We start from the raw sequence: 12,464 nt of genomic DNA, 5'->3' as shown, positions 1-12,464 counted from the left end.
GTCGCGCGCCACCTCCCCGAGCAAGCTCGAGGAGGATTTCATTCGGTTTCCTTGCTTTGAGCGGGTTGTAAACCGCAGGGCGCAAGTCTAGCCACCCCAGCCATGAACCGCGCGCCCTACGCCGCCGATCCTGCCGCTTCGCGCGGACGCGAATTCCAGCAGGGGCATGAGGGCAGCCGCGGGCCGCGCAGCGCTTTCCAGCGGGACCGCGACCGGATCATCCATTCGATCGCTTTCCGGCGCTTGGCCGGCAAAACCCAGGTCTTCATTGCCCCCGATGGCGACCACTTCCGCGTCCGCCTGACGCACAGCCTCGAGGTTGCGCAGATCGGCCGGGTGATCGCGCGGGCGCTGGGGCTGGACGAAGACCTGACCGAGGCGCTGTGCCTGGCGCACGATATCGGCCACCCGCCGTTCGGCCATCCCGGCGAAAAGGCCCTCGATGCCGCGCTTGAGAAGCGCGGGGGGTTTGCCCACAACGAGAACACCTTGCGTGTCCTGATGCGCCTGAATTGCCCCTACGCGGGCATTCCAGGCCTAAACCTCAGCTGGGAGGTGCTCGAAGGCCTGGCGAAGCACAACGGGCCAGTAACGGCTCCGGGCTGGGCCTTGGCCGAACTCGACTCGGCCTATCCGCTCGACCTTGCGCGTTGGCCCTCGCTCGAAGCGCAAGTCGCCGCGATCTCTGACGACATCGCCTACGACAACCACGACATCGATGATGGCCTGCGGTCGGGTTACCTCACGCTCGACGAGTTGCTCGAGCTCGACTTCGTGGCCGACAACTGGCGTGCGGTCGAAACCCGCTTTCCCGGACAGCCGCACGAAGTGCTCCTGCGCGAGCTGGTGAGGGACCAGATCGGATTGATGGTCAACGATCTGCTTGAAGCCACGCGTGCCAATCTTTCTGGCATTGGCTCGGTCGAGGAAGTCCGCGCCGCAGGCCGCGCGCTTGCAACGCTTTCCCCGGCGATGGCCGCGCAGGAGCGACAGCTGAAGGCCTTCCTCTACCGTCGCCTCTATTATCACGACGAGCAGCTGGCCACCGCCGAGCGGGCGCGAACGGTCATCGCCAAGCTCTATGCCGGTTACCATCAGCAACCAGCGCTCCTACCAGAGAGTTGGCGCGAAAGCCTCCCCGAAGAAGAGCCAGGCCGCAGCCGCCATATTGCCGACTTCATCGCCGGAATGACCGACCGCTACGCGATGGAGCAATACCGCCAGATCTACGGCACCGTACCCGAAGGGCTGTCCAATGTCTGAGCCGCGCCGCGTCCTGCTTGCTGGCGCTTCGGGCCTCATCGGCAATCGCGTGATGGAGGCGGCAAAGGACGAGGCCTGGTTGCGCGTGGTCGCGCTAGCGCGGCGCGAGGCGCCGATGCCGCGTGGGGCGCGGATGGAGATGCTCGTCGCTCAGCCAGGGGAATGGCCGGCTGTCGTGGCAGCGATCGCCCCGGACGCGATGATTTGTGCTCTAGGCACGACCATGAAGCAGGCGGGCAGCGAGGAGGCGTTTCGCGCCGTCGATCATGACCTTGTCCTGTCGGTTGCCAGGGCGGCGCGAGAGGCGAATGTCGAGAACTTCGTGTTGGTATCCTCGGTTGGGGCGAACCCCAACGCCAAGGCGTTCTACATGCGCGTGAAGGGCGAAGTGGAAGCGGCCGTGGGCAAGCTCCGCTTCCGCCGGTTGGATATTCTCCGCCCAGGCTTGCTGCGCGGAAAACGCCAGGGAGAAGCGCGTCCCCTGGAGCGGCTTGGTATGCTCGCCGCACCGTTGACCGACTTGTTCATGCTTGGCGGAAACGCCCGCTATCGCTCGATCGATGCGCGGCTGGTGGCCGCCGCGGCCATCCAGTGCTCTCGGGAAAAGGCGGCCGGGCAGTTCGTGCACGAGCACGCAGCGATCCTGCGCCAGGCGCGGCGGCTGGAGGGCGTGGCTTCGGCCCCATAGAAAAGCGCCCGCCGGATTGCTCCGACGGGCGCCTTGCGACCCTCAGGCCAAGCTATCTCAGATCTCGTTATCCGCGGCCTGACCGACGGATTCAATGTCCTGGCCGGCACCCTTTACGGTGTTGCAGGCGGCCATCGAGAGCGAGAACGCAGCTAGTCCCAAGGCAAGAGCGATCTTGCGAACCATATCCCAACTCCTTCTCGAAGCTTTTTGTGCTTCTTGATGGGGCTAACCCTTAGTGTCGCCTTATGTTCCCTCCAGGGGAGCCGCTTCGCGTCGGAGCGTCTTGGCGAACCGGTGTTCACGCCAAGCAATTATCAGGCCCGCGGTCACGATCAGCGGCGCACCGAACCAGGTACTGGCGGGCGGCAGCACGCCGAACAGTAGCGAACCGTAGAGGGTCGCCCAGAACAGCGCCGAGTAGTCCATCACGATCACGCTGGCGACTTTGCCGAAGCGCAAAGCGGCAGTTAGCAGGAGCTGGCCGACCAGCCCGGTCACGCCGATCCCGGCCAAGAGCAGCCACTCGGTTGAATCGTGGCTAGTCATGACGAAGGGCAGGGCAAGGGCCGTCAGCGGGGCACTGAACAGCGCGAAGTAGAACACGATGGTCAGCGGCTTGTCGGTCTTGTTGAGGTCGGCGATCTGGATCGAAATCAAGGCGATCATGAAAGCCGCGCCCAGGCCCACAAGCGCTCCGTAGAGTGGGAAATGCCCGCTCCCCGGTTGTGCGATCACGACGATGCCGATGAAGCCCAAAGCGACTGCCGACCAGCGCCAGAGCCCGACCTTTTCCTTGAGCAGAACGATCGAGAGCAGCACCGCCCAGATCGGTACGGTGAAGTTCAGCGTGGTCGCCTCGGCGAGCGGGAGGATGATGACCGCCCCGAAGTTGAGAACCATCCCGATGGTTCCGTAGAGCCCGCGCCGGAAATGCACCCAGGGCCGATTGGTCGCCAGGCTCCCAATGCCGCCGGTGGTCGCCCAGACCCACGCGAGCATGACCGGAATGGTCAGGAACTGACGCCAGAACATGATTTCGAGCAAGTGCACGCCGCGCTCGGATGCCAGCTTGATCAGGGCCGACATCGTCGCCAGCCCGGCTACGGCGCCGAGACGGATCAGCAGGGCGAGTAAAGGACGATGGGCAGGGGCGGCGTGCATTGCATCCGCCTTAGGACGATACGGGTGGCGATCAAGCGTTGCCGACGCGCCTTGGCCCGGTCATATCGCGCCCGTGCACGAACCCGAATTTCTGCTGTTCGCCAGCGATGCGACTCTCATGGGGATGGCGGGCGGCGTCCTGCTGTTGGTGTCGCTGGCCGCCGCCGTGGGCGAGCGCCGACGGCAAAAGCGCAGACATGTCGACGCGGTCGGCTGTATGCCGTGGACCACGTTGTTTTTCCTGTGCTTCTTTCCCGGCGCGATCCTGATCTGGATGGCGCTGAAAGGGTGGCTAGCTGGGTAGCTAGATCCTCCCTGTCGCGCAGCGATGGGGAGGGGGACCGTCCGCGAAGCGGATGGTGGAGGGGCTGGCGTCCTTCGACAAGCTCAGGACGAACGGAGTTCTTTTGTACAAGGGCCGTTCGTGGTGAGCCTGTCGAACCACATGCGGGCGTCCGCCTGCCCCTCCGTCAGCTGCCTGCGGCGACTGCCACCTCCCCATGAGGCTACGCCTCACAGGGAGGATCTGATCTTACAGACAGGCCTCGAGGTAGGCCTGGTCAAACCCGAACTGACGCGCCTTTTCCAGCGTGTATGGGCGCAGGCCCGAGGCGCGGAATTCGCCGATGATCTTCCCGTCTTCGCTCTCGTCGAGATACTCGAACGCGAACAGTTCCTGGGTGACGATCACGTCGCCTTCCATGCCGATCACCTCGGTGATGTTGGTGGTGCGGCGCGAACCATCGCGGAGGCGCTTCACCTGTACGATCAGGTCGACCGATTCCGCGATCTGGCGGCTGATGGCTTCCTTCGGGATCTTGATGTCGCCCATCAGGATCATGTTTTCCATACGGCCGAGGCATTCGCGCGGGCTGTTGGCGTGGAGCGTACACATCGAACCGTCGTGACCGGTGTTCATGGCGGCGAGCAAATCGAAGCACTCGGCGCCACGAATTTCGCCCAGGATGATGCGGTCAGGACGCATACGCAGGGCGTTCTTCACAAGGTCGCCGATGGTGATGGCGCCTTGGCCTTCGAGGTTCGGCGGACGGGTTTCGAGCGGCAGCCAGTGCGGCTGCTGCAGGCGAAGCTCGGCCGCGTCTTCGATCGTCAGCACGCGTTCACCCGGGTCGATCATCTTCGACAGGGCGTTGAGCATGGTCGTCTTGCCCGAGCCGGTACCGCCGGAGATGACGATGTTCATGCGGGTGGCGCCGGCGATCTTGAGGGCGGTGGCCATCTTCTCGCTCATCGACCCGAAGTCCTTGAGCATGTCGATCGTGATCGGCTTCTCGGAGAACTTACGAATCGAGATGGCAGTACCGCGCAAGGAAAGCGGCGGCACGATCACGTTGACGCGGCTGCCGTCCTTGAGGCGGGCGTCGGCCAGCGGCGTGGTCTGGTCGACGCGGCGGCCGACCTGGTTCACGATGCGTTGGGCGATCTGGAACAAGTGCGCTTCATCGCGGAACTGGATCGGTGCGATCTGCAGCCGGCCCTTCTTTTCGATGTAAGTCTGCAGCGGTCCGTTGACCATGATGTCGGAGATGTCGGGATCGCCGAGCAGTTCTTCGAGCGGACCGAAGCCGAGCAACTCGTCGATCAGCACCTTTTCCAGCGCGAACTGTTCGCGGCGGTTGAGCGTGACCTTGAGCTCGGTCAGCACTTCCATGATGATCGGACGGAATTCCTCCGACAATTCATCCTTGGACAGCGTCGCGGCCGCTTCAGGGTCGACGCGTTCGAGCAAGCGGGGGAGCACCTGCTCCTTGATCTTGTGGACCGACGCCTCGAAGCCGCCGACCTCGGAGGTGCCGGACCCAGCGGCCGCATTGGCCCGGTCCGCCAGGCGCGACATCGCATCTTCGCGGTTGGGTCCACCTGAGGGCGCAACCGTGTCGCCGCTCGGTATTTCGCTAGGAACCGCCGGGAACTGCTGCCCGCCGCCGGGCTCGCGCGGCACCGCTGCGCCACCCTTCATGGGCCGCGCCACGCCGAAACTCGGACGAGCTCCGGGGCTCATTCCTGCAACCCCGTTTTTCCGGCCGAAAGCGCTCATTCCAATTCCTTTTTCGCTCAAGCGTAGCTGTGGCCCGTGGAGCCAAGCACGTGTTCTAACGGCCAAGCGTTGAGGCTTTACTAACCACGAGCGAAGAGTTCGGCGGACGGTATCGTTTGGTTAATGCTCTCTTGCTAACCGCGCTTGCGGAGGTGGCGATGTTGATGACCAAGCAGGCCGAGCGCGGTGACGTGGCGACAAGGTTGCTGCGGCCGACGCTGATCTTGCTGTTGGGCCTGGCCGCCATCGCGGCGATCTGCCTCGCAAGTGCGGGCGTGCCGTTCATCACATTGCACCTCTTCCGCACGCAAGACCTGCCGGCTGTCGTTGCTTTGGCCGGCTTTTCCCTCCTTGTGCCTCGACTGCTGAAATCACCCGGATGGGTCGCGCGCTTTGCCGCGTTGGCCGACGCGAGCTTGAGCATTCCGCCTTGGGTTCTGGCGGCTCTTGTCGCCGTGGTCGGTTTGGTTGGCGGTTGGCTCGTGTTTGGTTTCTTCCCCTTGTCGATGGACGAGTTCTGGGCTCGCGCGGATGGCGCGATCTACGCGACGGGTCAGCCGATGGCGCGTATCCCTGCCGAATGGCGGGATTACGCAGCTGCCTTGCAGCCGATGTTCACCCGGATCATTCCGCAAGAAGGGCTGTGGGCATCGGAATATCTGCCGTTGAACGCCGTCATTCAGCACAACTTGGGGCCGTTGGCCGGGCCCTTACTGGCGGGGTTCTCCATTCTGGTTGCCGCGGATATTGCACGGCGTCTGCTACCAGAACACCGGAGCGCGCCTATCGTTTGCGCCGTGTTGATGGCGAGTTCGAGCCAACTCCTGCTCAACGCCATGACGCCCTACGCCATGAGCGCGCATCTTGCCGTCAATCTCTCCTGGCTGTGGCTGTTCCTTCATTCTTCGCGCCTGGCGCAATTCGTCGCGTTGCCGCTGGTGGGGTTGGCGATCGGGTTGCATCAGGTGGTGTTCTTCCCGCTTTTCGCGCTTCCGTTCCTGTTCGAGGCCTTTCTCACCGGGCGCCGCGGGGCCGCCATTTTGCAAGGAGCGGCCATCGCCCTGGCTTTCCTGTTCTGGAGCGGATGGGATGCCTTGCTCTATTGGTGGTTCGACGTTGTTCCAGCCAAAGCCGGCCCCACTGGAACCGCTCTGCTGTTCAAGCGCGCGGTCGACCTGGTGGCGGGTTTTGATGCGAGCAACTTGGGCCTCATGTCACTGAACCTGATCCGGTGGACAGTTTGGCAGAACCTGCTGGCCGTGCCGTTACTGCTTACGGTGGCCTGGACGCTCGTCCGCAAGGCTGGTGCCTGGCGCGCCATGCTGGCCGGGATCGTGCTCACCGGGATAACGATGACCGTTGTGCTCGCTTTCCAGGGGCATGGATGGGGTTACCGCTACCTGCACGGATTGCTCGGCAGCTTGTGCCTTCTGGCGACCCTCGCCTGGTTCAGGATCGTGGAGAGGACCGATGATCGTCGGAGAATGCAGGCTCTCTTTGGGGCGGCCTTGGTTCTTTCCCTCGCTCTCTTGCCGTTCCGCGCCTGGCAGGCGGAGCGTTTCACCACGCCCTATCGGACAGCTGACGCAGCCATCTCGCGGATCGACGCTGATGTGGTGGTGGTGAATGCCCCGGGCCATGCCTACTCGATTGATCTGGTGCGGAACGACCCTTTCCTCATCAATCGACCGAAGCGGATGACCCCAGTATTATTGACGGATCAGCAACTGGCTGAGATTTGTCGCAAGTATCAGGTGGTCGAATTCGGCGATGCCGATGCAGAGCGGTTCGGGATCGCTTCGCTAAGTGTCGTGGGCGAAACCGAGCGACAGTTGCCGGAAGCCTGCTAACCGTACAATTGCCAAGTTAGAGGAGGGCCCGCAGCAGCCTTTCGATCTTGGCAGCATTCGCGTCCCAGTCGTACCGTTCGCGCGCAAAGACCGAGGCTTCCTGATCGGGTAATGCGGACAACGGATGGGCGATCGCGTTGGCGAACCGCTGGGCAGTAATCTCCGGTGCGCGCGGGTCGACCTCTACGCCTTCCAGGAAGCTAGAAGCTGCCGGATCGGCCGCGGCGGTGTCCGCACCGCAATAGACCGCCAGTCCACAGGCGAGCGCCTCCTGGACGACGAGTGGATATCCTTCGCCCATCGAAGGAAGAACCAAGGCGTCGGCCGCGCGATAGATGTTGGCCAGTTCGGTGCGATCCTTGCGACCAAGCACTCTGACGTTCGCCAAGTCCCAATTGCTTGGATCGATCGGACCATTGCCAACCAAGAGGAAGTCGCATTCAGGGCGCAGGGCCGCGAGGACTCTTAGCGCCGACAATCCCTTCTTCTCGACGAAGCGGCCGACAAACAACATTTGCGGGCGTTGGGCCGACACACCGAGGCTTTGGCGAAGTGCCAGCTTCTCGTTCTCCGTAGCGGCACGAAAAGCCGTTCCGTCCACTCCGTTGAACATGAGTTGCGGAGGTCTTGGACAGCGCAAATGAGTGAACTGGCTCCGCACGACATCGCTGATGAACACGGTCTGTGGTGCGGCCGTTATCATGGGCGCCGTCACCAGGTTATTGGCCACGCGCAGTACCGTGCGCAGGACTCTGCTCGAATAGGGGATCTGGCCGACATGCTGGATTAGCAGCCAAGGCTTCTTGTGACGTTCGGCATATCGGCGCGCAAGAAGCGAAGTCGAATAAAGCGCATCATGGATCACAAGAGCATCCGCTCTGCGTACTTCGTCTTCGAGCCGGGCGCGTGCTGCTCTATTGAGCAAGGGCATCGGTAGCCCAGTCACCGCTTCGATCGGATCACGTGCGGTCAGGGCAATGGAACTTACGTTGGAGGTCGCCGGTGGCGGGTCGAGGGCCGTTGCTGCGAGCAGACTGTCATGGCCACGACGTGCAAGTGCCTGGGCCAACGCGCTAGCCACAATCTCGATACCGCCGCCGTGGGATTCAAAGAAGGCTGAAACGGTTAGAACGCGCATGGCGAGCGATGGTGCAGATTGGTGGTCAGGCGCGGTCGAGGCGAAACGCTATTTCCAGGCGATTTGGGAATAGCCATGCCATTGGTCCGCGGCGGTACCGACCCGTCGATGTTGCCGCTATGCGGTATCCTGCGCCTCCAGCGAGGGACTTCCAATCGTTCATCGTCAGGTAGCGGGCGCCGATCTGGCCACCGAATGGGATGTTGCCGATAGCATCGAGTGTTGTGAGACGGGCGTGATCGAGCCTGGAGCGAGCGACATGGTCCTTGATGTAGATTGGACCTTTCACAACCCGGCGAATCTCGCTCATCAACCCCCCGCGCGCCTCAATGGGGACGTGATGTATCACGTTATTGATGGTCGCAGCTGCGAAGGCGTCATCATCAAATGGAAGCGTAGCGCCATCGTAGACGCGTGTCTCGACCGACAGATCCTCAAAATAGCGATCCACGACATCGATTGCTGTCACACTGTCCACTGAGAGCAAGGCCTGCATGGCTTCAGCCATCACGCCGGTACCGCCGCCGATGTCGAGCACGTTGGAATGGTGGCCGCTCCAGACAGAGGCCAGGTCGGTGAGCATGACTGTTTGATAGACTGGCGGCCTGTGGCGATAGACCGACGTATGCTTTTCCAGCACTTCGGTCACTGAGCCGAGCGAAATCGCGGTCATGGCTTTGCGGTTCCTTCTGCGCGCCGACCAGTCAGGCGGACAACTGCCCAGCGGCTGGAGAGAAAATTGTAGAGGGTCAGCGCCAAGGTCGATGCTGGGGCAGACAGCAGCATGGGCCAATCGAGCTGATCGTGGAATAGCCAGATCGCCAACATCGCCAATGGATAGTTGGCGCCCATCGCGGCTGTGTAGAGCGCCAATGCGGGGAACCCAGGCTCTACCATAAAGGTGAAACGGCAGTGCAAAAGATAGCCGACGACCACGCAGACCAGGAAGGACAGGGTCGTCGAAATTGCGTAGTGGAAGCCGGCGCGGTCTCCAGCCAAGAGGATTACGAGATTCAAGCCGGCGCAGATCGCGGCGATAATGGCATAGGGGCCGATTTGACGGGGCAGAGAGTACGTCATGCGGCGCTCGGCCGGGCTTGTACGAGATAGACACAGGCATTGTGGTCACGGATGGACCTAGGTGTGATCCGATCTTCAAGCACGGCTCTCAAGTTCATCGCGACGGCGAGCAAGGCGCCCACGGTTCTCCCTATCAGCGGGACACGGCGCAGGGCGAAGCAGTATCCTGTCAACCGGATCAGTGTAGTCCAGGCGAGCGGGCCACAAATCGCCTCACACTCATCCACGGTCCAGCCACGAGACTGGAGCTCGTTGATCAGGCCCTGGCGAGTCCAACGACGATGATCCTCCGGATGGGGGTGATAGAGCCAAGTGCCGTGGGTGGAAAGCAGGAGGGTCCCTCCGGGACGCAGGATGCGCTTGGCCTCAGAAAGGTAGGTGTCCAGGTCGCGGACGTGTTCGAGTACCTGGAAACTGAGCACAAGATTGGCAGTCTTCCCCTCGACCTCAACCCTACCTTCGTCGGTGATTGCGATATCGACTTTCCCGCCGAAATCTGCCCCCCGGTATGTCACGCCGCGCGTTTCGAAAAGGTGTCGATACGGTTGGTCACCGCAGCCGAAGTCGATCGCAATCTTCCCTGTTCCGTCGAGCGCTGCCGCGCGGACATTCACAGCTCGTGAGAGTCCACGAAGCACGAGCCAGTCGGTGTCGACGATACGAGGCTCGCGACGTCGGATCTGGTCAGGTGATGCCTCGATTTGCATGGTTTGACGCTCAGCTTCTGGCGTTCTTTGACGACGCCAACGGATCGGCGCCGACAAGAAAATCGGCCTCGTTGCCCCCTATCACCGCGAGAAGAAATCCACCGAGAAGCGACTGAAGGCCGATCGTGCCTGCCAGGCCGGCAAGCGTAACCGGCAAGACGGACGGCAATGCCGAGAAGCTCTCGCTTCCCCAATAGACGCCAATTGCGGCTAGCGAAATGATCGACGATCCGATCAGTAAGAGTCCGGAAATCACGCAGCCTTCCAGGGACAACCACTTCCGCATGCTGAGCGGCCAGGATTTGGGGAGGCGGTAGCGTTCGCGCACTCCGTATAGATGCGACGCGATGCCCATCATTCCCGCCATATGGCCCACACTGGCGAGGAGCGCGCCGATCACGATCCAGCTCTCGCCAAACGGAACCGGGCCAATCAAGCCGAGCGAGTGGGCGATCGCCGTGACGAGGATCGCTATGCCCAGGCTTATCGCTGCCAAGGCGGGCGCCCCAAATATCCACGTCGGCGATAGCATGAACAGATAGCGCAAGTGTCGCCAACCATCGCGCCAGGGACGCAGGTGCGGGGCCCGCTCGCGCAAGTCCGGAGAAAGTGTGGCTGGGACTTCGGTCATCTTGAGCTTTTGCAGAGATGCCTTGATGACCATTTCGCTGGCGAATTCCATGCCGCTGCTTGTCAGGTGCAGGTTTTCAAATGCCCCTTTGCGGATGGCCCGCAGGCCGCAATGGGCGTCACCGATGCCGGATCGAAAGAACAGGTTGAGGATCCCGGTCAGGGCCGGGTTGCCGATGTAGCGGTTTTTCCACGGCATGGCGCCGGGGGCGATACCGCCCCTGAATCGGGAGCCCATACATACATCGTAGCCCTGTTCGAGACGGGCGATCATCGGTACGCCTTCGACGAAATTGTAGCTGCCATCGCAGTCGCCCATCAGGATGTAGCGGCCTTTCGCAGCCTCACATCCTCCGATCAGCGCTGCGCCGTAGCCCCGACGAGAAACCGGCACGACCCGTGCACCAAGGTTGGTCGCCAGTGACTGGCTCCCATCGGTGGAGCCGTTATCGGCTATGACGATCTCACCGCTCATTCCGTACTCAGAGCGCAGCCGAGCCAAAGCGTCGAGCGCATTTCCGATGCAGTGAGGAAGGCTTTGCGTCTCGTTCAGGCACGGCATCACGATCGTGACGTCGACCTCGTCCGTAACGGCCGTCTCGACTTTGAGGTTAAGATCCTGGACGCTCATGCTTTCTCCTCGTGAGGAGAAGCGATGACAAACGATGGTTAATTAGCTGTAAAAACTCCTGGCTTTTACGGTGAAACCCCTAGCTTCGACACACCCGCAGCGATCAGGGCGGCAGCCAGTTACCAACAAAATGATCGCGTCGGCGTGCGCTATTCGCGCTCGGACTTTACAACCTTCAAGCGGTCGCTGGAATGGAGAGCTGCCGTTTTCCGTCAAATAGGAACGCGATCGCAACGGCCAGGGCCAGCGCCATTGCAGCTGCGATAATCGGACCAAATCCGAGAACCTTGCATGCCGCCATGACAGGCAGATGCACTGCATAAAGGGGGAAGGATACCGCACCTGCGAATGCCGCCAGACCCGACGGCCGCAGCCCTAGAGCTGCCCTAACCAGCAATGGCGCGACGGCGACGGCGAACAGTGCTGAGAACAGTACCGGCGGCAACAAAGCTCCGGCGAAAAGTGCAACTGGAACCGCCGCGAGCGCGATCCATGGGGCTTTCCCGAGGGGCGTGTCGCCATAGAAGCGGTAGATCAGGACACCGGCGACATAACAGAACAGGCACCTTGTGGTGGCGACCGCCAGTGAAGTGAAATCCGACCCCCACGGCACCCGATTCAAAACCAGGCTCGCAACGATGAAGGCGATCGCAAGGATGACCGACAACACGAACAGCGCTCTGCTCGGTGCTCCTGCGAAAAGCTTGCTGTGAAGCCAATTTGCAAGAACCTCTGCGAACAGGGACCATGCGGGCAAATTCACGGCGAAGAAGGGCATGAAGAACAGCGTGGAGATGTATGTCAGCATCAGTCCCAAGGAGGGACCGTTGAAAAGGAGGGCGGATGCCGCGCCGATGGAAGTTCCGATCGCCATGATCGGCCACAGCCGTTGATACCGTGCAAGCAAGAACGCGGTAGGCGATGGCATCTTGTGCTCATACGTCCGCGCCATGACGAAGCCGGAGATGACAAGAAACAGATCGACGGCGGAAATGGCCGCTGGCTCCGGTGTATCGAAGCGGTAGCTCTGCTGGAGGTGATGCCACGCCACGGAGAGTGCGGCGATGCCCCGCATGCCGTCTAGCCCGTAAAGGCGTGATTTCATATGCTTGCCTTCCTTGCGAGTCCCAACTCACGGCGCGTTGAAGCCAATGTCCCGGAATGGTTAACAAGCTGCAAAGAAGGGCGGATTGGGGACACCCACTCGAGCGCACCCCACGCGGAAGGATATGGTCAAGACTCGACGAACCTCGT

At 61.9% G+C, this 12,464-nt stretch carries 13 protein-coding genes; 4 read left to right on the top strand and 9 right to left on the bottom strand.

Annotation, left to right across the window (positions count from 1 at the left end):
* Positions 1–102: 102 nt before the first annotated feature.
* Together ASD76_RS07215 and ASD76_RS07210 are read left to right on the top strand one after the other, a co-directional pair.
* A complete protein-coding gene (locus ASD76_RS07215) occupies positions 103–1,263 on the top strand; it encodes a deoxyguanosinetriphosphate triphosphohydrolase (RefSeq protein WP_055920488.1) in 1,161 nt (386 codons plus the stop codon).
* A complete protein-coding gene (locus ASD76_RS07210) occupies positions 1,256–1,951 on the top strand; it encodes an NAD(P)H-binding protein (RefSeq protein WP_055920487.1) in 696 nt (231 codons plus the stop codon). Before ASD76_RS07215 ends, ASD76_RS07210 begins: the two co-directional genes overlap by 8 nt.
* Positions 1,952–2,008: 57 nt before the next feature.
* Here the strand turns inward: ASD76_RS07210 and ASD76_RS07205 are convergent, their stop codons facing one another.
* Both ASD76_RS07205 and ASD76_RS07200 read right to left on the bottom strand, forming a co-directional pair.
* Positions 2,009–2,137, bottom strand: a complete 129-nt coding sequence (locus ASD76_RS07205) for an entericidin A/B family lipoprotein (RefSeq protein WP_055920485.1) — start codon at positions 2,135–2,137, stop codon at positions 2,009–2,011.
* Between the two features lie 60 nt (positions 2,138–2,197).
* On the bottom strand, positions 2,198–3,115 hold the full coding sequence (locus ASD76_RS07200) for a DMT family transporter (protein WP_055920482.1): 918 nt from the start codon (positions 3,113–3,115) through the stop codon (positions 2,198–2,200).
* A gap of 73 nt (positions 3,116–3,188) precedes the next feature.
* Between ASD76_RS07200 and ASD76_RS07195 the strand changes: the two genes are divergently transcribed.
* Positions 3,189–3,419 carry a hypothetical protein gene (locus ASD76_RS07195; protein ID WP_055920479.1) on the top strand — a complete coding sequence of 77 codons (231 nt, stop codon included), beginning with the start codon at positions 3,189–3,191 and terminating at the stop codon, positions 3,417–3,419.
* A gap of 228 nt (positions 3,420–3,647) precedes the next feature.
* On the opposite strand, the gene ASD76_RS07190 is transcribed toward ASD76_RS07195, so the two are convergent.
* Positions 3,648–5,174, bottom strand: a complete 1,527-nt coding sequence (locus ASD76_RS07190) for a CpaF family protein (protein ID WP_082553653.1) — start codon at positions 5,172–5,174, stop codon at positions 3,648–3,650.
* A gap of 164 nt (positions 5,175–5,338) precedes the next feature.
* On the opposite strand from ASD76_RS07190, the gene ASD76_RS07185 reads away from it, so the two are divergent.
* On the top strand, positions 5,339–7,024 hold the full coding sequence (locus ASD76_RS07185; protein ID WP_156457577.1) for a hypothetical protein: 1,686 nt from the start codon (positions 5,339–5,341) through the stop codon (positions 7,022–7,024).
* Positions 7,025–7,040: 16 nt separating this feature from the next.
* On the opposite strand, the gene ASD76_RS07180 is transcribed toward ASD76_RS07185, so the two are convergent.
* The 6 genes from ASD76_RS07180 to ASD76_RS07155 all read right to left on the bottom strand — a co-directional run bounded on the left by ASD76_RS07180 (position 7,041) and on the right by ASD76_RS07155 (position 12,315).
* Positions 7,041–8,162 (bottom strand): glycosyltransferase family 4 protein, encoded by a 1,122-nt coding sequence (locus ASD76_RS07180; protein ID WP_055920471.1) that lies wholly within the window; start codon positions 8,160–8,162, stop codon positions 7,041–7,043.
* Positions 8,163–8,187: 25 nt separating this feature from the next.
* Positions 8,188–8,835: a class I SAM-dependent methyltransferase gene (locus ASD76_RS07175; RefSeq protein WP_055920468.1), complete on the bottom strand. Its 648-nt coding sequence runs from the start codon at positions 8,833–8,835 to the stop codon at positions 8,188–8,190.
* Complete coding sequence (locus ASD76_RS07170; protein ID WP_055920465.1) at positions 8,832–9,242, bottom strand: GtrA family protein; 411 nt, start codon at positions 9,240–9,242, stop codon at positions 8,832–8,834. The genes ASD76_RS07175 and ASD76_RS07170 overlap by 4 nt, the downstream gene beginning before the upstream one ends.
* The gene (locus ASD76_RS07165; protein WP_082553652.1) at positions 9,239–9,949 is read right to left on the bottom strand and encodes a class I SAM-dependent methyltransferase; all 711 of its coding nucleotides are present in this window, start codon (positions 9,947–9,949) and stop codon (positions 9,239–9,241) included. Before ASD76_RS07165 ends, ASD76_RS07170 begins: the two co-directional genes overlap by 4 nt.
* A 10-nt stretch (positions 9,950–9,959) precedes the next feature.
* Entirely contained in the window at positions 9,960–11,210 is a 1,251-nt protein-coding gene (locus ASD76_RS07160; RefSeq protein ID WP_055920458.1) for a glycosyltransferase family 2 protein, read from the bottom strand.
* 175 nt (positions 11,211–11,385) lie between these two features.
* Entirely contained in the window at positions 11,386–12,315 is a 930-nt protein-coding gene (locus tag ASD76_RS07155; protein WP_055920455.1) for an acyltransferase family protein, read from the bottom strand.
* Between the last annotated feature and the right edge of the window lie 149 nt (positions 12,316–12,464).

Origin of the sequence: Altererythrobacter sp. Root672, from assembly GCF_001427865.1 — a bacterium.
Classification (GTDB): Bacteria; Pseudomonadota; Alphaproteobacteria; order Sphingomonadales; family Sphingomonadaceae; genus Croceibacterium_A.
This window is presented reverse-complemented; position numbering and strand designations above follow the sequence as displayed.

Coding starts and splice junctions, on each gene's coding strand:
- ASD76_RS07155 (WP_055920455.1), bottom strand. CDS start 12,315: ATGAAATCACGCCTTTACGGGCTAGACGGCATGCGGGGCATCGCCGCA.
- ASD76_RS07175 (WP_055920468.1), bottom strand. CDS start 8,835: ATGACCGCGATTTCGCTCGGCTCAGTGACCGAAGTGCTGGAAAAGCAT.
- ASD76_RS07215 (WP_055920488.1), top strand. CDS start 103: ATGAACCGCGCGCCCTACGCCGCCGATCCTGCCGCTTCGCGCGGACGC.
- ASD76_RS07190 (WP_082553653.1), bottom strand. CDS start 5,174: ATGAGCGCTTTCGGCCGGAAAAACGGGGTTGCAGGAATGAGCCCCGGA.
- ASD76_RS07210 (WP_055920487.1), top strand. CDS start 1,256: ATGTCTGAGCCGCGCCGCGTCCTGCTTGCTGGCGCTTCGGGCCTCATC.
- ASD76_RS07160 (WP_055920458.1), bottom strand. CDS start 11,210: ATGAGCGTCCAGGATCTTAACCTCAAAGTCGAGACGGCCGTTACGGAC.
- ASD76_RS07205 (WP_055920485.1), bottom strand. CDS start 2,137: ATGGTTCGCAAGATCGCTCTTGCCTTGGGACTAGCTGCGTTCTCGCTC.
- ASD76_RS07170 (WP_055920465.1), bottom strand. CDS start 9,242: ATGACGTACTCTCTGCCCCGTCAAATCGGCCCCTATGCCATTATCGCC.
- ASD76_RS07200 (WP_055920482.1), bottom strand. CDS start 3,115: ATGCACGCCGCCCCTGCCCATCGTCCTTTACTCGCCCTGCTGATCCGT.
- ASD76_RS07185 (WP_156457577.1), top strand. CDS start 5,339: ATGACCAAGCAGGCCGAGCGCGGTGACGTGGCGACAAGGTTGCTGCGG.
- ASD76_RS07165 (WP_082553652.1), bottom strand. CDS start 9,949: ATGCAAATCGAGGCATCACCTGACCAGATCCGACGTCGCGAGCCTCGT.
- ASD76_RS07180 (WP_055920471.1), bottom strand. CDS start 8,162: ATGCGCGTTCTAACCGTTTCAGCCTTCTTTGAATCCCACGGCGGCGGT.